This window comes from Asticcacaulis sp. (genome assembly GCF_051954415.1).
Classification (GTDB): Bacteria; Pseudomonadota; Alphaproteobacteria; order Caulobacterales; family Caulobacteraceae; genus Asticcacaulis.
The window spans coordinates 149,845-175,372 of record NZ_JBQCHT010000045.1 but is presented as its reverse complement, the minus strand read 5'-3'; the positions used below and the strand labels follow the sequence as shown (position 1 = coordinate 175,372).

Genomic DNA, 25,528 nt, shown 5'->3' with positions numbered 1-25,528 from the left:
TCGGCCGTGACACGGCGGTGCGCGAGCTGCTGCGGCCGCTCGAGCCGTTCCTTGCCGTCCCTAAGGCGACCGAGATCGTCGTCAATCGACCGGGAGAGGTTGTGTACGAGGTCGGGGAGGGCTGGCAACATGCCGCGGTCCCCGAACTCGACCACGGTTGGCTATGGTCACTGGCGCGTGCGGTGGCGACCTACACGGACCAGGATATTGGCCCACGACACCCCATCTTGTCCGCGATCCTGCCGGCGGGGCAGCGTGTCCAGATCGTCGTGCCGCCGGCGGTGCCGGCCGAGGCGATCAGCCTGTCGATCCGTTTGCCGGCGTCCCGTGTCCGTCGATTGCAGGATTATGAGGCCGAAGGCGCTTTTGGTCGGTTCCGATGGGCGGGCGAGGCAACTGAAGACCGGCCCGCATTAACTGACATCGATCGGGACCTTGTCACGGCCTTGCGCGACAGGGATCTGGCCCGGTTCCTGGCCCTGGCAATCAAGGGGCGACGGAATATTGCGGTTGTCGGGGACACCGGCAGCGGCAAGACGACGCTCATGAAGACCTTGTGCCGGGATATTCCGCGGGACGAGCGCATCGTGACGATCGAAGACGTGCGCGAACTCGAGCTGCCCGACCATGGGAACACCGTGCACCTGCTCTACAGCAAGGGCGGTCAGGGCGTGGCCGAGGTCACTGCGGCCGACCTGATCGCCGCGTCCATGCGCATGCGGCCCGACCGCGTGCTGCTAGCCGAGCTGCGAGGGTCCGAAGCCTTCGATTTCCTGAAGTTGCTGACGACAGGCCACAGTGGCTCTATCACCTCGTTCCATGCCGAAAGCTGCGCGCTGGCGCTCGAGCGCTATGTCCTGATGGCGAAGGAGCACAGTGACGCGGGGATCTTTGATGCGAACGGATTGAAACGCCTCGTCATGCTGACCCTCGACGTCATCCTGCATGTCCGGGCCGAGCGAGACTCTACAAGTGAACGAAAGGGTTCCAAGCAGAGATTTGTCGATGAGGTGTGGTTCGACCCGGGCCTGAAGATGCGCATACAGGCGAGCGAGCCAAGATGAGTAAGGCATCGAACAGGCATGTTGCGGGCGCCGCCGCCCTGGTGACCTGGGTCATCGCCGGGCCTGTGCTCGCTTTGTGGGCGGCTGGCGCGGTGTTTTTCCTGATGCACCAGACCTTTCCGCAGGACGTCACGCCGTTGACCTGGATCGGGTATGTCCGTGGCTACTGGCCAATCGAAACGGAGCGGCGTCTCTTGCTGTTGAGCCTGATCGTCCCGGGCGCATTGGCCTTGTTTCCGTTCGGGCTGATCCTCGGCTGGATGGGTGGTCCGGAGCCGTCCCTGCACGGTGATGCGCGGTTTGCCCTGCCGTCGGAGATCAAGCGGGCCGGGCTGATGGGCGGTAAAGGCATCATCGTCGGCAAGCATCACGGCCGCTTTCTGCTGTTTCCGGGGCAGCAGTTCTGCCTGCTGGCGGCGCCGACCCGATCGGGCAAGGGCGTCTCGGTCGTCATCCCGAACCTCCTGAACTGGCCGGATTCGATTGTCGTTCTCGATATCAAGCTTGAGAACTTCCTCCTCACCTCCAAATACCGGGCGGACCACGGACAGAAGGTGTTCCTGTTCAATCCCTTTGCGGAGGATGGCCATACCCACCGGTGGAACCCCCTGGACGCCATAAGTCCCGATCCGCATCTGCGCGCCGGTGACTTGCTGGCCCTGGCGACCAGCCTCTATCCCGCGCTGCCCGGCGAAAAGGATGCCTTCTGGGCCGAAAGCGCGCGCAACCTGTTCCTTGGCCTGGCGTTGATGGTTCTCGAGACGCCGGAACTGCCGCCAACCATAGGCGAGATCATGCGCCAGTCCGCGGGAAAGGGCAGGGGGCTGAAGGAATACCTGGCCGGGCAAATCGCGGCGCGAGAGACGGCCGGCCATCCCTATTCCCACGCCTGCCTGGACGCCCTCCATCGCTTCATGAGCGCGACCGAGAATACGCTGGCCAATATCATCAGCTCGTTCAACGCGCCGCTGATCCTGTTCGCGAACCCGCTGGTCGATGCCGCGACATCGGCCAGTGATTTCGACATCACGCGGATACGGGATGAGCGGACGACCATCTATATCGGCATCCAGCCCAATCGCCTGGCCGAGGCGTCTCTGTTGATCAACGTCTTCTTTAGCCAGCTGATCAACCTGAATACGCGAAGCCTGCCTTCGGCAGGTCGCCATCCCTATCCCTGCCTCCTGGTGCTCGACGAGTTCCCGGCGCTCGGCAAGATCAACATCCTTGCCAAGGCCAATGCCTTCATCGCCAGCTACAACCTGCGCCTGCTGACCATTGTCCAGAGCATCGCCCAGCTCGAGGCGACCTACGGTGTGAAGGACGCGCGCACCCTTATCACCAACCACGCCATGCAGATCCTGTTCACGCCAAGGGAACAGCATGACGCCAACGCCTATAGCGAGATGCTCGGGTACACGACCGTCAAGAGCCGGTCGACCGGGCGATCCATGAACCGTGGCTTCGGCGCCGGCGGATCGAACAGCGAGAACGTGTCGGACCAGCGGCGCGCCCTGATGCTGCCCCAGGAACTGAAGGCGCTTTCGGAGGATGAGCAGATCATTGTCCTGGAGAATGCCCGGCCGATACGGTGCCAGAAGGCGCGGTACTACCGCGATCGGAACCTGATGGACCGCCTGAAATCGGCCCTGTCCTCACCTCACACCCTCAAGTGGCCGCCGACCCAGACGCTATTGGAGCGCATGGCGTTCACCGAGAGACGTCTCTCCAGCTCGGTGCCCCAACTCGATATCGCTGGCCATGTCGCCGGCCTTGCCCGTCCGGAGCCGCCGCTCGTTGCCAGTGACATAGACCTCTCGGCCCTTGATATCGACCCCGACGATTTGCCGGAGATCACCGACCAGGAAAACCCGTCACAAGACGAAATCGACCGGCTGGTCGAAACCTTTTTCTCGCTGGCGAACGTCCAGCCCGACGAAATCCTGTTTGGACCATCCGATAGCCCAAGCCCGACCATTGGAGGCATGACATGACGATCCACAAACTCGCGGTCCTTCTGGCAATCCTTGGCGGTCTTTCCGCCTGTTCGTCGGGGCCACCACTGGCGCCGATCGGCCTGCACAAGATGCCGGCAAACCCAGCGCCCGATGGCGCGGGCCAAGGCTGAGGGCAAAGAGATGGCGAAACCAGCACCAAAACCCGACTATGACCTTGATGAGGCCGGCGGGGCCATCGCCGCCCGTTTCGACGCCTTGCCGTGGAACGAATTCGAGCACCATGACAAGAAAAGGCAGAACGCGCTCAAGACCGAGATTCTCGACATACAACGGGACCTCCTGAAACTGGGCCAACGTGACATGCGCATGGCGGCCGGCATCTGGGACGAACATGTGCCGACGTTCGTGCCGCGACCGCTTGTCTTCAGTGATCCGGAACCCTATCCCCTGGTTGTCAATACGGTCGAGCCCGGACGTCGCAAGCGCCGACCGTCTACAGAGCCCTGGCTCGAAGCCACGAAGAATGCGGCCGAGCCGACATCGACCACGCCCTCAAACCCTGCAGAAGCGACGCCGATATCGCCAGAGCCAGATACAAACCCCAATGCGGTGCGGCACAGGCTGCTGCTCGAGGGCCTTGAGAAGCAGTACCTGAAGGCCGAGGAGAAATATCACTTCAGGGACCGTTCAGGAGAGGTCGCCTTCGAGACGCTGGGCAAGCGACTGGTCACCTCCCATGAAACGCCGGGCATCGTCAGCTCCATGGTCGACCTGGCAGAGACCCGGGGATGGGAGACGCTGAAGGTCTCCGGAACCGAGGCGTTCCGTCGCGAGGCGTGGCTGCAGGCGGGCCTGCGCGGCCTCGACGTCACGGGATATCGGCCGACCAAGCTGGACAAGGTCCGTCTCGATGAGATGCGGTCCGAGTTTGGGCCGGATCGTGGCCGCCGCAATACGATCGCAAACGATCACGAACCGGCCCCCGAAAAGACCTACCCCGGCTTCCCACATGTCGAAGATGCCGGCCGACCTGAACACAGACCGGAGCTTGCACGGGGACAGGAGGCGGTTTTGGCGGCGCTTGCGAAGGCGATGCGCGCCCGGGGCGATTCCGAACCGGCCATTACGGCCGCCAGGGAAGCGGCCGCCCAGAAGCTCGGCAAGGGCCGGATACACGTCGGCAAGCTGGCCGAGACGGGGACGGCGCCCTACCAGGATAAGGCAGGCGAGGTGCAAAGCCACTATGTCGTTCTGGTAGACGAAGCTGGTCGGCGGCAGAAGATCTGGGGCGCTGACCTGCCGCGTGCCCTGGAGGCGGGCCGTGTCGGGAAGGGTGACCAGATCGCACTGGCCTTCAGGGGGCAAAAGCCGGTGACGGTAACGGTCAAGGTGCCATCGCAAGATGGAAAGGGTATCCGGCTGGAAAAACGCGAGGTCGAACGCAATGCCTGGGAAGCGGTGAAGCTCGACCGCTTGCGGGACAGTGTCAGGGAAAGGATTGCCCGGCAGGCCACACCTCCGGCAAAAGGCGCCCGGCCTTCCGATCACACAAGATCAACCGAACGGCGCGAGCCGCTCAAGGAACGGTACCGCTAGACTAGCTGGTAATCGCCCAGGCACCGCCTTCAGCGTTGTCATCCCGCGTTTGCCGGCCAAAATAATCGCGCACCTCGATACCCAGGTCGGTGCCTAAGGCTCCGGCTACGACGGACATTTGCTCCGACACCGCGTCGGACAGACGCTTGCCGCCAAGGGGCGCCGCGTTCTCGTTGACGATATCGACGATTTTGCTCATCCGACCGAGCGCGGGCTTGGCGCTCGGTCGGCGGTAGCCGAGGTCAACCATGAATTCGATCAAATTGGCTTCGGTCAGGTCTTCGGCATAATCAGCCAAACCCATCCGAAAGGCGAATTGATGCGTGACGCGCTTGTCCATGAAGACGGGTACCACGTCATAAAGTGGCGCCAGTTCAATGCCGCCGCCGCGATAGAGGATGGCGCTGTTCTTGCCGTGGTTATCGGTGTTGCCGACCAGGAGATTGAACAGGGTCTGGTCGAGGAACGACTGGAGAAACAGGCCGGGGGCCGTGACCTGGGTGGCGATTTTGCCCACGGCTTGGGCGCTGAACCGGTGATCGGGCGACATGGAATTGCGCTCGTACTTCAGGGAGGGGGCGAGGCCCAATGCCTGGCAGAAGTCTTCGCTATGGATGCGACGGATCTCATTCCCGTGGATATCGCGATCGAAGCGTCCGACGAGGATGGCATGGACTGTCGAAGACCCTATGTCGAAAGTTTTGGCTTCGAACTGGGTCGTTGGCAGTCCGCAGCGGGTCGAAAGGCCAAGAAGGGCGGCTTCGTACCGTGTCAGTTCCGGATCCCCTTGGGGCGATACCTTCAGGATGTGGGTCGTGGGCGCGCGTCGGCCGGGTTTCGGCAGGTAGTAGGTTCCATCCCGATAGAGGACGGCGATCTTTCCCTGCACGCCGGCGAGCGGCGAGGGGTCGCGGTGCTCTTCGAGCAGGCGCCGTTCGATGTGCAATGAGCGGACGATGGCGAGAAGGTGGTCCTCGTTGATGGCGTCATAGTCATCCGGGAAGACGCCTGGACGTTTGGCCGGGCCTTCGCCTTCCGGGGTTACGGAGATAGCGCCGGGGCAGTCGCCACCCAGATGGTAGAGGAGGGCGCCTGTATCCCCACGGTCCAGTCTGTAGCTGTCGAGGACGCGATCAAGCTGTGGGCCTTCGAACAGCAGGTTTTCAAAGAAACCTCGGCAGGCCGCATCGCTGTAGGGCTGATCCGTGATCGGCATCGACAACGAAATGCGTGCCGCCGCTTGTAGCCTGTCATCATAGGTAAAGGTCAGGCGCTTGTCATCGGCGCGTTCGAGGACGCCGACGCGCTGCTCGTGGGCTTCCAGCCAGACTTCCATTTTCATGAGCGCGGCACCGCGACGAGGTCAATGCCGAGCAGGAAACAGATCCGTAAATAGGTATCCAGGCGGGCGTCGGCTTCGCCACGCTCGATTTTCGACAGGTTGGGCTGGGCAATGCCTGAGAGGTTCGACAGATCGCCCTGCGTCATGCCAAGTGTGCGCCGGCGTTCACGGATGACGCGCCCCAGGTCGGTATCGGTTTTTAGCGTGTGTATCGTTTCCATGGCGGCCAGCGTTATAGCGAATAAACTATAATTTACTACAAACGGCAGCGATCGACAACAAATATATCGTTTTTGCTATAAAATGCTGTTTTGGACGCTCAGACAGCGAAATATATCGTTTCACATATATTTAAAGGCGATGAGGCACCGGTACCAGCAATGCCCACGTCCATCTGTGTGAAGTCGTCTCCCAATTACCCATGGCTCCGCCTGAAGACAAAGCCACTCGCTGGCCGGCCATGGTTATCAGGACCTGGATATTCGAGTATCGAAGGCAATGCCCTGCGCATCGCGGAAAACCTGAGATCAAATCCAGCGTAGGATCCTCCGTAACCAGACAATTAAACGTCAGGTGCGACAGCCCGTCACCGGACAGATTTGATGCATGCGATTACATCGGAACCATCGGATAATGTTACAATTTTTACTGTATGGAACGGTAAAAAAATATGAAGCGTTCGACGGAATTAGTCGCTAAAAGTGTTTAGCTTTCATGTCAAGGTTGAGCGCTTGGAGGGAAACGTTTGGCGAAGGAACCGTCAGCAGACGCGCTGAAGGCACTGTTTGCGCTTTTATCGGCGCGGCAGCTCGAAGTCCTGCGTCTTCTGGCTTCCCACCAGACGGCGAAGGAAATTGCCCGCGCCTTCGGCCGGAGCGAATACACAGTGCGGGCCCATGCGACCGAAGCAAGGAAAAGACTAGGCGCCGACACGCTTCGCGAAGCGCTGATCCTGCTCGCCCGCTTTGACGCGCAATCTGGCCTAGTACCAAACTGGCAATCCCAACCGGAGGGAATGGCGCCCGTCGATGTCAGTGGGGCAGGCTGGCCGGATGAACAGTCAAATACACATCCTCGCAACGACAGTCCGCCAGACGAAGATATCCCAGGTGATCCTGGACAGATCCTCGGCAACAATGCGACTGCGCGTCTGGATGACGGGCAGGATCGCCGTAAACCCAAGGGGGATGGCCTGTTTGTCGGGCTTTACGCACGACTGCAAACCTTGACCACGCCCAGGTGGTTCATCCTGCTCGGCGTGTCCACGCTCCTGGTCCTCATGATCACGGTCGGCATCCTCGCCGGCGCAGGTGCTCTTCTTCAAACCATTCAAGATTTAGGCGTCCGGGCTCGGTGAACCTGCCGGCCGGGCGCCAGCCCGGCCGGAAACGGCGACAGCTACAGGACCAAAGACGTGAAAAGATCTGACATGATTATCGCAGGCGCGGAGCAATTGTTCGTAACGGAAAATGCCGTGGACCAGGCCCTGACCGAGGCCGGTGAGCTCATAGCGACGCTGACACGGTTTCGGGTCGGTGGCGGCTTTTCGGGGATGCTGGGTCACAAGGCGGTGGATTCTATCGTGAAGGCGACCACGTCTCTTGGCGATGCGCGCCGGCACATCACGGACGCCCATACGCATCTCGATGAGGTCAAGACCCACATGGGCGGCGCGGCCGTTGCGGTCGGCACTGGACAGGACAAGCCCATGCCGGATCACGACGTGCCGGTTCATCCAGGTGCACAATCCACTACCGAAGTGACGCGCGCATGATGCCGGTCCTGCACCAGGTCTGGCTCTGGGGCGGCTATGTCGGCATAGTCGTCGCCGGCGGACTGGCCGTCTGGCGAGGCGGGTGGGCCGAGCGGTCGGCTGCCGCCACGATCCTGTTCACCTGGTTCCTGACGCCCTTCGTGCAGCAGCACTACGATCCGACCGTGACGGGCATCATTCTCGACGGCGCAACGGCGCTTATCCTCTGCGGCATCTCACTGAAGGCCAAACGCCTGTGGACGCTATTCGCCGCATCTTCGATGGTTGGCGCCCTGGCGCTCCATTTCATGGCCGGCATCTTCAGCCATCTCGGCTATTTCGCCTACATCACCTCATTGGGGCTGTTGAGTGGATATTACCTGATCGCGGCCTTAGGCGCCGGCGTCGCGGAGCACCGATGGGCCGTGCGCAACGTGGACCGGCTCAAGGCGCTTGCCGATGTCTAGGCGTCCCAAGCTGCAAGCTGTCCCAGCCCCACAAAGCAACGACGATCAGGATGACTTCCTGATCGAAGAGGGGATCGACGCGATCGACCAACTGGCCACAAAATTCCGCCAGGTCGGAATGATCGATAGTGCCAATGCCCTGGACGAGGTGTTCGTCCGCTGTCTCAGAAACTACGTGGCCCACCTGGAAGGTCCGGGTGCCGAAATTCAGAAAACCAAGAAGCGCGGAAACGGGGATCTCAACTGATCGCGGGGAGGGACGTACGATGCCAGAGATCAGACCACTGTCTACGTTCCAGATCATAACCCGCCTTGCCCAAAAAATGATCCAACCAAAAGCCGGCATGCGCTGGCAGGTGGCCCTTGGCATCGTCCTGGAACTCGCCGGTGTCGCACTCGGCATACTTGGACCTTATTTCCTCAAACGGCTCGTGGACGCTTTCGCGAACGACATTGCAATCGGCTCCATTCTGGTCCTCGTCGGCCTCTTCGTCGTGGCATGGTCCGGCGCCAGTATCTTGTCGACCGTACGATCGGTCTATTCGACCCACGTCATAGACCAGATGACGGAAGATATGGCGACGTCGGCTATGCGAACTTATTTGCCGGACTCGGCCAAGAGCAAGACATCCGACAGCGGTGCTATGCTCGGGCAACTGGAGCGCCTGCCTAACAGTCTGTCGATTGTCGTTGACGGCCTGATCTGGAGGACCATACCGATCGTCCTGCAACTGGCAGGCAGTCTTTGGCTTGTCTGCGCTCTGATCCCATTTCACTTCGCTCTGATCCTGGCGATCACATTGGTAGGCTATGTCCTGACGACCTGGCTGACAGCCAAAGCGCATAAGCGCCGTTCGACCGACGCACACCAGGCCATCAGCGCGGTGTCACGCGAGACGGGTGACGTCCTGCGCAATGCCCGTCGGGTCGTGTTCAACGGCGCACTGGATATGGAAATCGATAACCTACGCGCGCTTTTCCGTAACAAGACGAAGGCCGATGTCGGGATGATGTGGTCGCTTGTCGCCATGGTCAGCTGGCAGTATGGTGTGGTCGGCGCCGGGCTGATCGTCCTGCTGTCGCTGGGGACGATCGACGTCCTGGCCCACCGAATGACCGTGGGAGATTTCATCCTTCTCCAAGCCTATGCCCTACGATTAGCCGCCCCGCTGAGTGGTATTGGCTTCATCCTCAGCCAATCGGGTGTGGCTATTGCCAATATCCGTGAGGTGCTGGCAATGACGGCCAAATCAGAAGCCTGTGGCGAAATCGAGCCTGTGAGGCAGGGAGCGGCCAGGATAAGTCTGAAGGATGTATCTTTCAGCTATGTGCCCAATCAGGCCGTGCTCCAGAACGTGACTCTGGATATTGAACCCGGCACATTTACTGTGATTGTCGGGCCAAATGGATCGGGCAAATCGACGCTTGTGCAGATAATGGCTGGTATCCTTGCCCCTGACAGGGGGCTCGTAAAGATTGGAGGGCAGGCTATAAACCTTGTCCCCCTCAGTCAACGCCACCGCTCTGTGCTCTATATTCCGCAAGTCGCGGGCATGTTTAATAGACCCCTTTTGGCCAATGGCCTCTATCCGCCAACCACCTTTACAGAGGCTGATTTTTCGTCACTCCTAAAAAAATGGCGGTTCCACGAAGACAATCGCGAACTGAAACTAGATGTGTGTGTCGGAGAGCAGGGCGAACGGTTATCTGGTGGCCAACTGCAAAAGCTGGAGCTAGCCCGGGTCGCCGGCATTCACTCCCCGGCCATTATTTTCGATGAAAGTACTTCAGCCTTAGATCCAACCAGCGAAACAACCATAATCAACGATTTGCGCGCTCGATATGGCCGGGAGACGACCCTTGTCGTGATCTGCCATCGCATCGAGTTGGCGGGCTTGGCTGACAAAGTTGTTTTCCTGTCTGGAGGACGTCTGCTCGCTCATGGGCGTCACCAAGACCTACTTGCCGCGTCAACGGAATACAGGTGCCTTTGGACTGCCAGAGATGAGCCTTGAAATAGCAATTATGCAGTGTTTGGGCGTTTGAATTCACTAAATGGCGGTAATTGAAACTTGGCACAATTTGGTAAAATCTAAGCTCCACAGTCGGAATCATATGACTTGGTCTGATTGCTCTTGTGAGGTAAACGGGCAATTTTGCAGACCTAGAGCGGCGAAGCTACTTCAAAAACTTTAGATGTGGAGCAATTTGGTTCTGCTATTACATCGGCTTACCAGTTACGACGAAGTTACGTTATTCATATGAGCACCCAAATTCGCGATATCAGGAAATGCCATGATTGATCTGCATGAACGCTTATCCGAATTTTCATATGGTTTTGGCATCACGCGTGAAATGGAAGCGCGATTGGCTGACCAGGGCGTACACGCGACGCCATTTCTGCCAAATCTGCGGGACGAGAAGAAATTAGCGTTCGATGTCGGCTTTAAGGATAAAGGCGTCATCGTTTTGCTTCAATTCAAACTAGGCCACGAACTACAAAGGTTTCGCGCTGGAAAAGCGATGCCAACCAAGCCGGAGTTGCAGCGTCCTTTTTGGCGATTTCCGATCGATACGAGCGGCACACAATTCAAAATACTGGAACGTCATGAGAAAGGCGGCGCTCGTGTGCTTTATGCCGCGCCTCGGTTCAAGACCTGGCGTGAGTATGACACCGCATTTCAGACTGGAAAAATCCTAGAAAAGTCACTCATGATTAAACCCTCCGAGATAGTGGCGAAGCTTAAGGTTTCAGATCCCAAATCCGTCGCTGGCCCTCATAGAGTGGTTTATGATGATGTCGCCAGTTTCGTGTGCTCAGAACCTGTTCCGATTAAAGGTCTTTCGCCCGAGGCAGTTGTGAACGACATTAGCGACCGCGCAGGCGCGTCAGATCGCACGCTGGCACAGCTTCTAAATGCGTTGTACGACGACCGCCGAAAATTAACTGCTGCTGAAAAGCAACGCGACCAGGATATATTTTCGCAGGCCAACCAAAGAGAAGACGCCTTGCTAGAAATATTGAGCAAAGATGCTTTAGCTCAAGGGGCCCAAATGTTATTCGCGACAAAGCAAGTCAACAATTGATTGCCAAAAGATAGACGCATGTTGCCGGGGCGCATTACAGGTTTTGCGGGGCGTGTAACCGGAAAGTTATTTCCATGGCCGTCAAACGCCATAGACGTGTGACGCAGGTGCCTCAACTATATGAGATTGTTATAGGAAAATACTCCTTTATGCAAATATTTACATATATAGATTTCAGTCTTGAATTAGTATTCGAGTTAAAGTAAGTTAAATAACGACGGTATGTTCTGTTTTATAGCGAGAAAAACTGATTAGTTATTTCAAATTCTTTAGACTTGTTATGAAAATCAGCAAGAATCGATTGAAATTCCGAATAATATAATTTGATATTCTATTGTTTTTGATATAATATGTGTGGAAGGTGTCGTTTGGAGATTGCAATGACTGTTTCTGTTGATATTTCGGATCGCCTTTATGATTACACGGATGAAGAGGTGGCGACTGAGGCTGTTCGCTTTTTTCAAGATGAGCTTGGTCTGGATGACGCGGCTGTTTTGGCGGTGTGGGCCACTGAGGCAGACCCGAGGCGCGGCGAGTTAGAGAAGCGTATTTTTGACGCGGTAGATGCCAATGGCTCTGCGAAACGCGCCGGCGACAGTGTGCCGGGTGGAGTACTCTTGTTTATTGAGAGTGATTAGCGTTTGTTGCGTAAGCGTGGCAGAATAAAACTTGGGTTGACCTTTTACTTGCAAAATGAGAACATTTATAGAACGAAGTTTTTCGTAGCCTGCTCAAATTTGCGGCTTAGTGACGGAAAAATAGAGAATTATTCACCCGAATCACGGCATCGGTGATTCACTTGAATGCGAGAGGTTTCCATGCCCAAGTTCTATGAATTCTTCGCTGGCGGCGGCATGGCAAGGGCGGGTTTGGGCAGTGAATGGACCTGTTTGTTTGCAAACGACTTCGATCCTAAAAAAGGTATGTCGTATCAGCACAATTGGGGCGCCGAGGGGGTGCTTCATGTGGGTGACGTCAAACAGGTTCATGCAAAGTCTTTGCCCGAGGTGGCGGATTTGGTCTGGGGGTCTTTCCCTTGCCAGGATTTGTCCTTAGCCGGCGGCGGCGCGGGTTTGAAGGGGTCGCGTTCTGGAACTTTCTATCCGTTTTGGGATGTTCTGCATGGATTGATCGCCGATAAGCGCGCCCCGAAGCTTATCGTTCTCGAAAACGTAGTGGGCACACTGACCTCACACGGCGGCACGGATTTTCAGGCGATTTGCGACACGTTTGCGGACGCTAATTATCGGTTCGGCGCCGTGGTGATCGACGCGTCGCTTTTTGTGCCGCATTCCCGGCCCCGTCTTTTTGTTATCGGCGTCCACGCCGACATCGAGATCGATAGCCGTCTGGTGGCTTCTGAGCATGTTCCCCCCTTCCATACAAAGGGGCTGTGTAACGCCGTGTCTCACTTGTCGCCGCGAACGCGTGAGAAGATGGTGTGGTGGAATGTGCCGACGCCGCCGCATCGGACGTCGACTTTCGCAGATCTTATCGAGGAAAACCCGGACAGCGTGGAATGGCACACGCCTGATCAGACGGCGAAGTTGCTGAAAATGATGTCTCAGGTCAACACCGATAAGGTGACCGCGGCGAAGCGCGCCGGCCGTCGGATGGTTGGCGCAATTTACAAGCGCACGCGGTTTGACGAGAATGGCGTAAAGGTTCAGCGCGCCGAAGTGCGTTTTGACGATGTCGCGGGCTGCCTGCGCACGCCCTCGGGTGGATCGAGCCGCCAGACCATTATTGTTGTGGACGGCGAGAAAATTCGGTCGCGATTGATTTCGGCGAGAGAAACGGCCAGGCTTATGGGGTTGCCAGACTCCTATCGCTTGCCGAAGAAATATAATGACGCTTACCATTTGACTGGCGATGGCGTCGCGGTGCCTGTGGTCCGCCATTTGGCGCAGTTTGTGTTCGAGCCACTTCTGGAGCTGCTGGAAAAGCAGTCCACTCAGGTCGCTTAAGGCGCGTCTTGCGACTATAGTGTCGTCATTGGAGATGACGTTAAGGCGCAAATTTGAACAGTAAGCCCGACACTGCCCCTGACGAATTGCGTTCACGAACCATGCGTGCCGTCAAATCTCAGGACACCAAACCTGAGATGCAGGTGCGACGGTTAGTCCATGCGATGGGCTATCGTTATCGTCTTCATGCAAAAAATCTCGCGGGGAAGCCTGACCTGGTCTTCGCCTCCCGTAAGAAGGTTATCTTTGTTCATGGTTGCTTTTGGCATGGACATGACTGCAAACGCGGGAAGCGCATTCCCAAAACCAATACCGACTATTGGTTAGGAAAGGTCGGCCGCAATCGCACGAGAGATGACGCAGTCCTTGCTGCCCTGAAGGCTGCAGGTTGGCGGGCGCTGACGATTTGGGAATGTGAGATGGCGGATCAAGACGCGCTGCGCTTGCGCCTGTCGACGTTCTTATCGGTATAGGCTGGGTCGGAAGGGAATCATTATTCCTCTACCGCGTCTTCATCCGGAACGGCGGAACCCAAGAGGGTTCCATGGTATCGGCGTAGGCGTTCAAAGTGTGCGCTCATGGCGCGGGCGATCTGCGTGGAATTCTTTACCGCCAAAAAGTGGCTGACGATTTGCGCATAATGGGAGGCCTGCCGCGGTAGTCGTTGAACAGGATCACGGCGCTCGCTAATTTCGTCGTCGGTCATAACCTGGACCATCATGGCGGGATCGGGAATGGCAGTGGTCTCACCAGCGTAGGTCATGGCGGCGCCATTTATCAAGGCGGATTGGCTATTGAAATGGACAAATAGCTTTGCCTCAAGGGGCGTGATCTCGTCACGGGATTCCACGGGATAGGCCCAAACATAGGCAATTTCCCAGACGTCGAGTTGCCTATTGGCGATGATATCCGAGCGAGCGGATGTCAAGTGCCTGGCGACGCGTTTACGAATTCCGTCCTTAGATTGACCAACATAGATCGGCACGTTGTCGAGATCGCATAGAATATAGACGCCGATGCCCGCGGGTAGGGATCGAACGGCTTTTTTTCTGAATTCGAAATCGACAGCCATGCTCGCCCTTTAGTTTGCTTGTCAGACCTAAAAGCGACTTTATATCCCCAAGGCGTCAAGGATAGATGAAGCGCCTGTCTCTACAGATTAGATCGATTCCGTCTTGGGGCTAGCAACAGCGCTCATTTTGAGCAATTCCGAACGCAGCTTAAGAGACGCCCGCCAAAAACCCAAATCTCCCTTAGGTAGGTTAATCGCCTTGCCTTGTAGGTAGCCGTATTCAGTGGGTTTAAGAGACTTCTCGATCTTTGCCGTCAAGTTTTTATCATCGATGGACAATAAACCTTTGTCGAACAACGTGTGAATATCAGATCTTAGCAAAAGAGTGTTTCCAATGCCGTTCGTGTGCGTGCCCAGGTAAGGCACGATGTGTGCGGCTTCCAAAACGTCTGTCACTTTGCACCCGGTGACTGCGCATTGACCTTTGAAAGCTTTCAGCGCTTTTGCGCGGAACGCGCCAGCGCCTTCTCGTACGACAATGGCCTTTTCCATTCGACGGCGCGCGTCATTCAAATCGATAGGCGGAGACGGTTCCGCTACCGTTGGACGGATAGGTTCCGCGTCAAGGCTTTGCAAGGTGAAGTAGCCATTGCGCCACCCTGTCACAACGGCCAAGCCCATCACGTGGTATAGTGGATTAGGTTTCAACTTGGTCTGCCTGACGACGGCGACGGGCACGCGGTTAGCAATGTTTTGCATCAAAGCCACATTGGTGAAGTCTTTCTGCCAAGCCGTTGGGTCGTCGCCTTCTTGAAAATATTCAAACTCCCAGCTGCCATCGTCCTGGAAAACAATTTCCTTGTCGGGATAGGGGCTGTTGATGGCTTGTCTGACGCTCAAGGCGTGCGTCCAGTTTTTTGGCTTATGAATGCCTTTGGCTTTGTTTAGCAGATAAAGGCCGTTATTGAGCGGTTTAGGCCATTCGATTTCCTCGCCCGCTCTCGCGGCAAACCAATTCAGAGCCACTTTGTGGGGGCCTGATAAGGTCACTAATGAAGAGGGCGGATCCGTAACCATTTTGAACCTCGGCCTGGGTGGCGATTCTTGTCGCCGACTATACCGGCGGAATGGTTTATAGTGACATTTATTGTGACATTCCAAGTTAGGCCCTTCGATCCGGTCCTGGACGACGGTCTGATTGACGCAGAGATCATGTGGTCATAGGCTTCATGTGCGAATTTCTGCTGAAACCTACTTGTTCTCGGTGTCTTTCAGGCGGATAGCTTTGTGAAAACTGGGGAAGCGAATGGCAGACGGCGATTCAATCATCTCGATCCGTGAGCGGCTTTTGAAAGAGCGCCATGCGCTGCTTGATCTCTCGACACGCAACCGTTTGTTGAACGTGCCGTTGAGAACCCGCAATAACCGCGCCGTTGAAATCGTTGACGAGCGTGCGGCCGAGGTGTTTCGTACGTTAAGCGATGGCAAGAACATGACCTTCCTCGCCGGCGCCCAGTTGTCTGCGGAAGAGCGAGCGGACCTTGACGAGGATGACATTGAAACCGGCGGCATTCCGCAACCCGACGACGACGATCTCGATGCGAATGGGAAGGCCGCTCGCCATACCGACACCAAACTTCAGACGCGCTTGACTTCGGAAGGTTTGCAGAAACGTCTCTTCGATGTTTGGTATGACGCGCAGACCTTAGAGCAAGAGCAGGGCGTGAACATTCTCTACCTCGCGCTGGGGCTTTTGCGTTGGCGGGATGCTGATAATTCCGATTTGGTGCGGCACGCGCCGCTCGTATTGCTGCCCGTTAAGCTCGAGCGCTTCAGCGCCGCAGATATCTTTAAACTGAAGTGGCGAGACGAGCCGCCGTCGCCCAATCTTACCCTCCAGGCCAAAATGAAGGTTGAGTTCGGGTTGGTCATAGAGGATTTCAAGGACGAAGATTCACTCGATCTACCGGCGTATTTCAGGCGCATCGCCGAAACGGTTTCGAGCAAGGCGAACTGGGACGTTTTGCCCGATGCGATGGTGCTTGGTTTCTTCTCGTTTTCAAAATTTCTGATGTATCGCGATTTGGACCCTGAAAATTGGCCCGAAGACGCGATGCTCGCGGAAAACCCCCTGGTCTCCGCGCTGCTTCGTGATGGTTTTGCGCAAACCGATCCGATTATTCCGGAATCTCTGTCGATCGACGATGCAATCCCCGCGCAAGATCTGCATCATGTCGTCGACGCCGACAGCTCCCAGACCGTGGCAATCGCCGAGGCGGCTGGCGGCCGAACTCTAGTCATTAAGGGACCGCCGGGTACGGGTAAATCTCAGACTATCACCAACATTATCGCCGCCGCCGCGGCGCGTGGCCGTAAGGTTTTATTCGTTTCAGAAAAGATGGCGGCCTTAGATGTGGTGCACCGTCGTTTGAAGCAGGTGGGCCTTGGGCCTCTAACGCTTGAACTGCACTCAAATAAGATTAATAAGCGCGCCGTCCTTGAAGAGCTGAAACGCACGCGGGACTCAGGTCTGAAGACGAGCCGCGAGGATCCGGGCGTCGTTGATCGACTGGCTGAAGCGACCGGCGGATTGAACGCGTTTGTGCATAGGCTTCATGCGCCCCTCCAGCCGTCAGGCTTGACGCCTCAGAATTTGCTCGGGCGACTATCGGCCTGGGAGAGGGACGGACGACCCGGCGAAGATTATGAACTTGAGGGCGCGCAGGCCTGGTCCAAAGACGATGTCGCAAAACGCGTCGCACTCGCTCGAGAGATTGCGGAGAGGCTCACGCCGCTCGGGCCGATAGGACAAAATCCTTGGCGCGGCGTCCAGGCTGATGCGTTCGATCCCGCTGAACGCGATAGGCTTATGAAGGACATCGCTGCGGTCCAACAGGCGCTCGAGCGTTGCCTGACAGCGGCGGCGACGGCGCAGACACGGCTTGTCGGGCCTGATCCGACGCGGCTCTCCGATCTTGATGAAGCGCTTGCCTATTTGGAGGTGTCCACGGCCCCGGCTTCGGTCGATCGAAGCGCCCTTGGTCATACGGACTGGAGTGATCTGGCGCGTATTCGCGAGCTGCTTGATACAGGCATAAGGTTGAATACGTTACGTACGTCAGCGCGGGGCCTCTTCAATGAGACAGGCTTAACGGCCGACTACACCGCCATTCGGCAGGATGTTGTCGTTAAGAGCGCGTCGCTATTTCGCTTTTTAGATGGTCAATATCGCGCCAACGTCGCCCATCTGCGGTCCTACCTGACGTCGCCTCTGCCAAAGGACGCCTCGGAGAGATTGAAGCTCATTGATCTGGCTATATCTTTGCAAAATGCGGAACGTGATTTTCAGGCGCGCGCGCCAATAGGGCGTGTCTTCGGTCAGGTCTGGAAAGGTGACAACAGCGACTGGACTCGTCTTGAAGAGATACTGACTTGGCGGCAAGCGAACATCGCGCCGCCTCAAGCGACCTGGGCGGCTTTTTCTCGACTGTCTCAATCTGAAGTCGCCGAAGTTGAAACGGCCAGAAACGATCTGTCTGCGACGCTTGCCGCTTTCAAAACCTTACTAGATCACATCCTCAAAACCTTGAAGCTCGGCCTGAAACACTCGCCTGGGGACGTGTCGCTGCAACCCCTCAATATTCGTTTTACGAACTGGCTAGGCAACGTTGAAGGGCTCAGCCAATATATCGCTTTTGCCTCCCGGGGCCGTCAGCTCGTTGACCTCGGCGCCGGTGCGATCGTTCAGGCAATCCATAAGGGAGAGCTTATGGGCCCTCAGATCGAAGCGGCGCTCGTCGGCGCATATCTCAACGTAATGCGGAATGAGCTCTTCGCGTCCTGGCCGGCGTTGAAAGCGTTCGATGGCGAGGCGCATAATCAGCAGGTCGACGAATTCCGACGCCTTGATCGGCTTCGCATCGAGCTGGCGAAAGAGCAGATCGCGGTTCAACACAATGAAGGCCGCCCGCGAGGCGCGTCCGGCATCGGGCCATTAGGCGTGTTGAATGGGGAAATTGCAAAAAAGCGCAGCCATTTGCCTATTCGGCAATTGCTCGACAAGGCTGGGCCGGCGATTCAGCAGTTGAAGCCGGTTTTTATGATGTCACCGCTCTCGGTGGCGCAGTTTCTAAAGCCAGGCGGTTTGCAATTTGATCTGCTGGTGATGGACGAGGCCAGTCAAATCGAACCTGTTGACGCGCTTGGCGCCATTGCGCGGGTAAAGCAACTGGTTGTCGTCGGTGATGAACGCCAACTGCCGCCGACCTCATTCTTCAAGAAATTGACGGGCGAAGAAGAGCCAGAAGATGATGATGTGCCCATCCAAGCAAAGGACGCCGAGAGCATTCTAGATTTGTGCCTGGCGAAGGGCGCGCCGCACCGCATGCTGAGCTGGCACTACAGGTCAAAGCACCAGTCCCTCATCGCGGTGTCTAATCGGGAATTTTACGATAACCGGCTCCTCATTGTGCCGAGTCCGTTTGATGCTGTCGCTGGAATGGGACTGAAGCTCCACTATCTGCCAGAGTCCATTTACGAGCGTGGCGGCAGCCGCACCAACCCGGTCGAAGCCCGCCGGGTCGCGGAAGCGGTTATGGCGCATGCGGAAAACACGCCTGACCAAAGTCTAGGCGTGGCGACATTTTCTGTTGTGCAACGCCAAGCGATTCTGAAGGAATTGGAGCTGCTGCGTCGGGCTCGACCAGCTTGCGAGGGTTTCTTTAGCGGCGGCGGCAGCGAGCCTTTCTTTGTGAAGAACCTCGAAAATATTCAAGGGGATGAGCGGGACGTCATTCTTATTTCTGTCGGATATGGAAAAGGAAAGGACGGCAAGCTTGCCCATGCCTTCGGTCCTTTGAGTGGAGAGGGCGGTGAGCGCCGTTTAAATGTCCTGATTTCCAGGGCGAAAAGCCGGTGCGAGGTCTTTTGCAATTTCAAAGGGGCGGACATCGATCTGGAAAAGACGCCCTCGCGAGGCGTCGCTGCATTAAAACTGTTTTTGACATTTGCGGAGACGGGCCGCTTCGCGCCGGACAACGCGGCGACCGAAGACGCGCAAACCCATTTTGAGCAACAGGTTCGGGACCGGCTCCTAGAGCTTGGCTACAATGTTAAAACTCATATCGGCGCTTCCGGCTTCCAAATTGATCTGGCTGTATCTGATCCAAATCAGCCGGGACGGTTTTTGCTTGGCGTTGAATGTGATGGCGCGCAATATCGTTCGTCCCGATCGGCGCGTGACCGCGACCGCCTCAGGCAGCAGGTTTTGGAAGCGCATGGCTGGATTATTCACCGGATTTGGAGTGCCGACTGGTACTTAAGGCCGAAAGTGGAGCTGCAGAAGCTTGAGACGGCGATCAGGGCGGCGCAAGACGAATGGCGCGAGCGAGATGAGGAAGTCCTGATTGAGAAGGACATGCCGGCGCCGGTCGCTGACACCTATGATGACGAGGTTCACGCCGAAGCGGAGATCGAGTCGGATGATGTGGGGTTGGACGACGGGGCAGGACGGAGCGACTATGTTGAAGCGTGGTTCGCCGTGAACCAAGCGGTCGAACCCCATTTTACCTCCAGAGACATCATGGCGACCTATGTCGCTAAGATCGTGGATGTGGAGGGGCCAATTCATGTCGACGAAGTGGTCACCCGTATACGTAATCTTTGGGGGCTGCAACGCGCCGGCAATCGGATACGCGCCACGGTGATCAACGCCATCCGATTATGCCTTGCGCGTAATGTCATGGTTCAGGACGAAGAGTTCTTGTCGACTTCCGCCGAGACGCCGGTTGGGGTTAGGGATCGGTCGAGGGTTAAGTCCTATAGTTTGAGGCGAATTGAGATGTTGCCTCCGGCCGAAATTCAGGCGGGCCTTATAGAGACGGTAAGGGGGAATTTTGGCGCGAACCGCATTGAGCTTGCGACGGCGGTGTCGCGTCAGCTTGGCTTCGCGTCGACCAGCGGTCAGCTACGCAGCCTTATTGATGAACAGATGGATCGGCTAATAGCCCGCGGTGAGCTTGCCGATAGAAACGGCCTGATTGTCCTCGGCAATTTGTAACCTGGACGGACAAAATACGTTGAGATGTAGGATAATGTGTATTTATAGTTGATTTCTCGAGGCGACTTAGATTCGCATCGTTTAATTGTGAGCTGGGGGCAGCCTGCGGACATACAGTGCGGCGACGGTGTCGTCGATGTGTTCCTTATGCTGCGAACGCAGAGAGATCTTGTATTGAGCGCCGAAACATCTTTGCCTTGTCGTCACCATGGAGCGCCGCCTCCTGACACGGTGATAAAGGTGCTTGAAATCCTGAACACGTTGGGCGCTGACCGCGCGTTTTTGACGTCCAAGGGACTAACGCCCGACGAATATCGGGCGGCTTTGCCGCTTGCCATTCAGAAGGTTAGGGGGAGCGGTTCGGCTCAAACAGCTGACAAACGATCGTTCCTGCGGGCCATTTTCGACAAGATGCTGGAAAAAGGGCTGATCAGTGATGTACAAGATCCCGAATATGGTCAGGACACTGTATACAGACTGACCGCGCCCGGTTTTGGCGACATCGCGATTATCCAAAAGGGCTGTCCCGATGGCGCGCATAGCAGTTTAAACTGGTCCGCACCGGAATGGGCGAAAGAGACCTATCTTTGGTGGTTGTGTTCGAGCCTATCCTACGAGCCCGGCGTCCACGTCGCGAAGGGCATTAATCGCCTGCGCCAGCGGTTTTTTACGAAGCCGCTGGATGTTTTAGACGGGGTGATTTTCCACAATGAGATGTGCGGGTCCTCCGGTCGACCCTGCCCTAAGCAAGGCTATGCGATCGAGGTGGGGGGGCAAAGCGTGCCGCCTCCATGTGTTTTTGTCATGCCTAGGCCAGCGGATGGCGTGAACGAGTGGAACTGGAATGGCCGAGAAAGCCGGTATTTTCCGAAGCTGTTGCTGTCTTTGTTCGGAATTGATCAGGAACAGTCGCCTTCATTTATTGGATCTGTGGGCTTCCAAAAGCGAGGCGGCAACATTCGCGTTTCGATCGGATCGGCGTCCGGGCCCGGTCTCTCAACCTCATACAGGAGCTAGTCATGGCCAATCCGCTTGTAGATCAAGAACGCTATCAGTTTCTGAAGGCCAGGACAAAGGTCCGGAAGGTCTTGCTACCCCAATGGCCTCGCGAGTCAAAAGAGTTGGATCTGGTGCAGGTTGACGTGAAATGGGTGTTGTTTTCAACGCTTAATCACCGAACGAAGGCCGAGCAGATGCGCGCGATTCAGCTGGCGAAAAACCCGTCGCTCTTTACCGCCGACCCATCCGGCGAGGCCGCGCAAACCGCTCAGTACAATATCCTGAAGGCGCAAGATGGCTTTGACGTTCTCAAGGCCAATTTGAAAGAACGCGGCCAGCAAGAGCCGGCGATCATCACCTGTGACGGCATTCTCATTAATGGCAACCGCCGGTCGGCGGCGCTGAAAAGTCTTTATCTCGACGACACATATCTCAAAGCGCAATATGTGAATTGCCTTGTTCTGCCGGACGACGCCACGCCTGATGAACTGGTTGATTTGGAAGCCGAATTGCAGGTCTCCAAGGACTTCAAGGAAGATTATTCGTGGGTCAACGAGGCCTGGCTTATCGAAGAGCTTTATGAGCGCGAGGGCAGGGATTTTGCCCGTGTCGCAAAGAAGATGCACCGGGACGTTACGGACGTTCGCAGCCAATTTGAAAAGCTGCAGCAGCTTCACCAGCTGGTCGAGCTCTCGAATGGCGCGCGCTTGCATATCGATTTTAAGGACAATGAATCCGCTTTTGATGAACTGAATAAACACATCAAAAACAAGCCAAAACCAGAGCAGGACAGCGTCCGCTCGACCTATTTCCTTGGCACCCTGGCCGGTTCGAATTATCGCACGCTGCGGAATTTGCGCCGCGCTGACGCCTCTGAGCTTGTTTTGCATGAAATGGAGAAGGATTCGGCGTTTCAGCCGTTCATGGAGACGGTGCGCGCCGCGACGACGCCCTCGGGCGCCGTGGATCCGCTCGATGATCTTTTGGGCGCTCCTGACGAGGGCAACAGGCTAACGGCTGTGCTGTCTTTTCTGGCTGACAAGAAGAAGGAGCAGGTCATACCTTTGGTTGGCGGCGGGTCGATCCAAGTCGATCAGTTGTTTGGATCGATCCAAGCGGCGATCAATGCGGCCGCGTCTGAAGCTTCGGAAGACAAAAAGGATCAGGACGCGGTCACAAAACCGGTAGCCCGACTGAAGGCGGCAATTAAGGAGTTGGAAGCGGCCGCCGCCTCTTTGCCGAGGGCGCAACAGTATGGCGAATGGAATAGCGCTGAGTTTGTTGAGCTGGCGACGCGGGCGGAGACGTTGGCGCATCAGCTTACGCAGACGCCATGATACGCGCGGAGCTGTACGTCAGGGCGGGGCGGCCCGTGGTGATATTGGAGCGGGAAGCGGACAGCGAATCTGGCGCCTGGGCGCGTATCCAGGAGGGTTTTGCGCGCGGCGTTATCGGTGGCTCGCACACGCGACTGGATTTGAAGGCTGACGCCTTTTTCGCAGACATTCATGTCTTGCGGGAAGTGCGCTCTATGTTTGGCACAGCGGTTGGACTTGGCGACACGCTAACCGCCCAACTTAAGAGCTTCGCGGCGGATCGGCAGAGACGCGAGGGCAGCATAACAAACGATGCTCCCGTAGACCGAGAAGGTTTGGCGAAGGAATTGCAGACGGCCGGTTTTGTCCGTCAGCTGAAGCCGTTCCAGCTCGACAATTTGGGCGTGATTCTGCGGCTTCCACATGGCGCGGATTTTTCCGTTCCGGGCGCTGGCAAGACCACGGTCGCGCTGGCGTCCTTCGCAGTCAATCGCGCCAGGGGGATCGTAAAGCGTTTGTTGGTTGTAGCGCCTATCGCCGCTTTTGAAGCTTGGAAAGTGGATTCAGAAGCGTGTATCGCGCCGGTGCCCGTTATCTGCGTGCATGAGGGGGCCGGCTCGGTCATTCCTGAAAACACCGATCTATTGCTGACCAACTATAATCGGTTGGCCTCTGATTATGATCGTATTCGGGAGTATGTGTCAGAGATTCCCACCCAAGTCATTTTAGACGAGGCGCATCGGATCAAGCGGGGCGCGGGCGGAGTCTATGGTCAGGCGGCTTTAGATCTGGCCTATGCGGCGCGGCGTAGAGATGTGCTTACGGGCACGCCGGCACCGCAAGGCGCCTTTGATCTCGTGGCACTGATGCAATTTCTGTATCCTGGGCAGGACCGTCAAATATTGCCGGCGATGACCTATATGGAAAAGGAAGGGCGTGACCCTATCGTTCTGCGCGACACGCAGAACGCTATTGCAAAATACTTTGTGAGAACGACCAAATCGAAACTAGACCTTCCAGATACAACGTTTGAGGTCATTCGGCGCCCCATGGGCCCTATCCAAAAGGCCATATATGAGGGCCTCATCGGCAAGTTCAGCTCGGCCTTTGCCGTCGACACGCCTAACCGCCGCGAACTTAGCCGGCTCGGCCGGGTGGTCATGTATCTCCTGGAGGCGGCGACCAACCCGATGTTGATTGCGGCGGGATCCGATCCAGACGACGACGCCGGATTTGAACATCCGCCTTTGCCGGTCGGTGATGACCAAAGCCTGATGGACATGCTGCAGAACTATGCGTTGCATGAAACACCTTGGAAGTACAAGGTTGTTGCGGAAATTGTCGCGGACGCCGCGTCAAGACATGAAAAGATCCTCATCTGGTCGTCGTTTGTTCGGAACATCAAGGCGCTCCAACGCTATCTTAGCGTTTATAATCCGGCGGTCATTCATGGCGGTGTTCCGCCTGAAGATGGGGCTCCGCCCAACGTGGTCACGCGAGAAGCGGAGCTAAAGCGATTCAGAACGGACGCCAAGTGCTCGGTGCTATTGGCCAATCCTGCGGCCGCCGGGGAGGGGATCAGTCTACATCATGACTGTCACCATGCGATCTACCTAGATCGTTCGTTCAACGCGGGGCAGTTTCTGCAGAGCCAGGACCGCATACACAGACTCGGCCTTGCAGAAGGCACGGAAACACGGTTCACGCTTCTGGTTAGTGAAGACACTATAGACGATTCCGTGGACAGCCGGTTGAGAGACAAGGTGAAGGCCCTATCGATCTTAATGGATGATCCAGGCTTGGTTTTGGTTTCACTGCCTGACCCGGAAGACCCTTCGGCCGGCCCCCCGGTCTATAGTGATGATATGGACGCGGTTGCGGCGCATGTCGTTGGGGCGTCCCGTGCTGCCCAGTAAAGGTCAATGCGAGGGTACATTCCTCCTTTGTCGTGCGGCCGTTCTTGGCAATTACAAAACGACGGCCCAGTGGATTAATGCCGCGCGTAACTCAGCGACGCAAATGGCGCACGCGTTGGACCTCAATCAAATCGCCAATGACATGATGGCGTGCGGATTAGCTTCAGTCAGCGAAACCGTGAGCGTGAGCGAAGCCCTTCAGCCCTTGTGGCGCGAGCTAGATCGGTCGACCTTATTGACAGTGGCGCGTTTGCTTATCAAGGCGCGACTGCCGTTTTGGATTCACATGGCGGTGAAGGATGATGAGGTTCGTCGAGAATATATCCCAGAAAAAGACTTGCAAGATTTGATCTGGCTTGAGCCGCAGCTCGACCAATTTCTGATCGACATTTACGAACCCATCGCTAAGCGAAAGAACGAAGACTTCCAGAAACAGATGGGCGACGCTGCGGAATTGCTGCTGATGGCGGCGTTAGAGGCTGCAGGACGCCAGCCAATCCATACGGCGAAAATTAGCGACGCAATTGGATATGACATTGAATGCCAGGCGCCTGTAAAAGACCGCATCGAGGTCAAAGCGGCGACAGCGAATACGCAGACGCAGTTCCATCTGACGCGAAACGAGTTTGAGAAATCGACTATTTACCAGGACAGCTGGCGGATAATTCAAGTCATATTCGCTGGATCGGTGTTTACGACTACGCGCATCGGCGCCGAGCATGTTGCCGAAATCCGAGAATTACGCCCGACCTGGCTTCAGGAAAACGTGCCGGGTGACACACCTAGCTTTAAGTGGACTGAATCCGCTTTGCTGACGCCGAAGGAAGAAGATTGGCGAACTGCGGAACTCGAACTGGCGCAGGATAGTGCTGTGCCTGGCTTTATCTAACAGCTTAAATGAAAGCACTCCCGCTCGCTGCCCTGGCGGGCAACCCTAGGGTAGGGTGACGGTGTGAAAGTGGACACCTCGAGGCGTGCTCGAATTGTTCCGCT

22 protein-coding genes are annotated in these 25,528 nt (G+C 56.7%); 18 read left to right on the top strand and 4 right to left on the bottom strand.

Annotated features, from left to right (window positions below; all coding sequences use genetic code 11):
* The first annotated feature begins 17 nt into the window (after window positions 1-17).
* Genes virB11 through ACTHND_RS17650 form a run of 4 tightly spaced genes read left to right on the top strand, consistent with a single transcriptional unit; the run spans window position 18 to window position 4,618 of the window.
* Window positions 18-1,064 (top strand): P-type DNA transfer ATPase VirB11, encoded by a 1,047-nt coding sequence (virB11, locus tag ACTHND_RS17665; RefSeq protein ID WP_440179285.1) that lies wholly within the window; start codon window positions 18-20, stop codon window positions 1,062-1,064.
* The gene (locus tag ACTHND_RS17660; protein ID WP_440179284.1) at window positions 1,061-3,058 is read left to right on the top strand and encodes a type IV secretory system conjugative DNA transfer family protein; all 1,998 of its coding nucleotides are present in this window, start codon (window positions 1,061-1,063) and stop codon (window positions 3,056-3,058) included. Before virB11 ends, ACTHND_RS17660 begins: the two co-directional genes overlap by 4 nt.
* Window positions 3,055-3,192 (top strand): hypothetical protein, encoded by a 138-nt coding sequence (locus ACTHND_RS17655; RefSeq protein WP_440179283.1) that lies wholly within the window; start codon window positions 3,055-3,057, stop codon window positions 3,190-3,192. Before ACTHND_RS17660 ends, ACTHND_RS17655 begins: the two co-directional genes overlap by 4 nt.
* A 10-nt stretch (window positions 3,193-3,202) precedes the next feature.
* On the top strand, window positions 3,203-4,618 hold the full coding sequence (locus tag ACTHND_RS17650; RefSeq protein ID WP_440179282.1) for an LPD7 domain-containing protein: 1,416 nt from the start codon (window positions 3,203-3,205) through the stop codon (window positions 4,616-4,618).
* 1 nt (window position 4,619) lies between these two features.
* On the opposite strand, the gene ACTHND_RS17645 is transcribed toward ACTHND_RS17650, so the two are convergent.
* A complete protein-coding gene (locus ACTHND_RS17645; RefSeq protein ID WP_440179281.1) occupies window positions 4,620-5,960 on the bottom strand; it encodes a HipA domain-containing protein in 1,341 nt (446 codons plus the stop codon).
* On the bottom strand, window positions 5,957-6,181 hold the full coding sequence (locus tag ACTHND_RS17640) for a helix-turn-helix domain-containing protein (RefSeq protein WP_440179280.1): 225 nt from the start codon (window positions 6,179-6,181) through the stop codon (window positions 5,957-5,959). Before ACTHND_RS17640 ends, ACTHND_RS17645 begins: the two co-directional genes overlap by 4 nt.
* 524 nt (window positions 6,182-6,705) lie before the next feature.
* Here ACTHND_RS17640 and ACTHND_RS17635 point away from each other — a divergent pair.
* The 9 genes from ACTHND_RS17635 (at window position 6,706) to ACTHND_RS17595 (ending at window position 13,707) form a co-directional block, all read left to right on the top strand.
* On the top strand, window positions 6,706-7,317 hold the full coding sequence (locus ACTHND_RS17635; RefSeq protein ID WP_440179279.1) for a response regulator transcription factor: 612 nt from the start codon (window positions 6,706-6,708) through the stop codon (window positions 7,315-7,317).
* A 72-nt stretch (window positions 7,318-7,389) separates the two neighbouring features.
* Complete coding sequence (locus ACTHND_RS17630; RefSeq protein WP_440179278.1) at window positions 7,390-7,734, top strand: hypothetical protein; 345 nt, start codon at window positions 7,390-7,392, stop codon at window positions 7,732-7,734.
* A complete protein-coding gene (locus ACTHND_RS17625; protein WP_440179277.1) occupies window positions 7,731-8,180 on the top strand; it encodes a hypothetical protein in 450 nt (149 codons plus the stop codon). Before ACTHND_RS17630 ends, ACTHND_RS17625 begins: the two co-directional genes overlap by 4 nt.
* On the top strand, window positions 8,173-8,427 hold the full coding sequence (locus ACTHND_RS17620; protein WP_440179276.1) for a hypothetical protein: 255 nt from the start codon (window positions 8,173-8,175) through the stop codon (window positions 8,425-8,427). Before ACTHND_RS17625 ends, ACTHND_RS17620 begins: the two co-directional genes overlap by 8 nt.
* 19 nt (window positions 8,428-8,446) lie before the next feature.
* Complete coding sequence (locus tag ACTHND_RS17615; protein ID WP_440179275.1) at window positions 8,447-10,195, top strand: ABC transporter ATP-binding protein; 1,749 nt, start codon at window positions 8,447-8,449, stop codon at window positions 10,193-10,195.
* A 280-nt stretch (window positions 10,196-10,475) separates the two neighbouring features.
* Window positions 10,476-11,267 (top strand): hypothetical protein, encoded by a 792-nt coding sequence (locus ACTHND_RS17610; protein WP_440179274.1) that lies wholly within the window; start codon window positions 10,476-10,478, stop codon window positions 11,265-11,267.
* Between the two features lie 380 nt (window positions 11,268-11,647).
* The gene (locus ACTHND_RS17605; protein WP_440179273.1) at window positions 11,648-11,905 is read left to right on the top strand and encodes a hypothetical protein; all 258 of its coding nucleotides are present in this window, start codon (window positions 11,648-11,650) and stop codon (window positions 11,903-11,905) included.
* Between the two features lie 180 nt (window positions 11,906-12,085).
* Window positions 12,086-13,234 carry a DNA cytosine methyltransferase gene (locus ACTHND_RS17600; protein ID WP_440179272.1) on the top strand — a complete coding sequence of 383 codons (1,149 nt, stop codon included), beginning with the start codon at window positions 12,086-12,088 and terminating at the stop codon, window positions 13,232-13,234.
* Between the two features lie 53 nt (window positions 13,235-13,287).
* Entirely contained in the window at window positions 13,288-13,707 is a 420-nt protein-coding gene (locus ACTHND_RS17595) for a very short patch repair endonuclease (RefSeq protein WP_440179271.1), read from the top strand.
* A 20-nt stretch (window positions 13,708-13,727) separates the two neighbouring features.
* On the opposite strand, the gene ACTHND_RS17590 is transcribed toward ACTHND_RS17595, so the two are convergent.
* Together ACTHND_RS17590 and ACTHND_RS17585 are read right to left on the bottom strand one after the other, a co-directional pair.
* On the bottom strand, window positions 13,728-14,306 hold the full coding sequence (locus ACTHND_RS17590; RefSeq protein ID WP_440179270.1) for a GIY-YIG nuclease family protein: 579 nt from the start codon (window positions 14,304-14,306) through the stop codon (window positions 13,728-13,730).
* Window positions 14,307-14,393: 87 nt separating this feature from the next.
* On the bottom strand, window positions 14,394-15,323 hold the full coding sequence (locus ACTHND_RS17585; protein WP_440179269.1) for an HNH endonuclease: 930 nt from the start codon (window positions 15,321-15,323) through the stop codon (window positions 14,394-14,396).
* 229 nt (window positions 15,324-15,552) lie between these two features.
* Between ACTHND_RS17585 and ACTHND_RS17580 the strand changes: the two genes are divergently transcribed.
* The 5 genes from ACTHND_RS17580 (at window position 15,553) to ACTHND_RS17560 (ending at window position 25,424) form a co-directional block, all read left to right on the top strand.
* Complete coding sequence (locus ACTHND_RS17580) at window positions 15,553-20,304, top strand: DUF3320 domain-containing protein (protein ID WP_440179268.1); 4,752 nt, start codon at window positions 15,553-15,555, stop codon at window positions 20,302-20,304.
* Window positions 20,305-20,544: 240 nt separating this feature from the next.
* On the top strand, window positions 20,545-21,321 hold the full coding sequence (locus tag ACTHND_RS17575; protein ID WP_440179267.1) for a hypothetical protein: 777 nt from the start codon (window positions 20,545-20,547) through the stop codon (window positions 21,319-21,321).
* Window positions 21,322-21,323: 2 nt separating this feature from the next.
* Complete coding sequence (locus ACTHND_RS17570; RefSeq protein WP_440179266.1) at window positions 21,324-22,640, top strand: ParB N-terminal domain-containing protein; 1,317 nt, start codon at window positions 21,324-21,326, stop codon at window positions 22,638-22,640.
* Between the two features lie 35 nt (window positions 22,641-22,675).
* The gene (locus tag ACTHND_RS17565) at window positions 22,676-24,535 is read left to right on the top strand and encodes a DEAD/DEAH box helicase (RefSeq protein WP_440179265.1); all 1,860 of its coding nucleotides are present in this window, start codon (window positions 22,676-22,678) and stop codon (window positions 24,533-24,535) included.
* Window positions 24,522-25,424, top strand: a complete 903-nt coding sequence (locus ACTHND_RS17560; protein WP_440179264.1) for a protein NO VEIN domain-containing protein — start codon at window positions 24,522-24,524, stop codon at window positions 25,422-25,424. The genes ACTHND_RS17565 and ACTHND_RS17560 overlap by 14 nt, the downstream gene beginning before the upstream one ends.
* The last annotated feature ends 104 nt before the right edge of the window (window positions 25,425-25,528 follow it).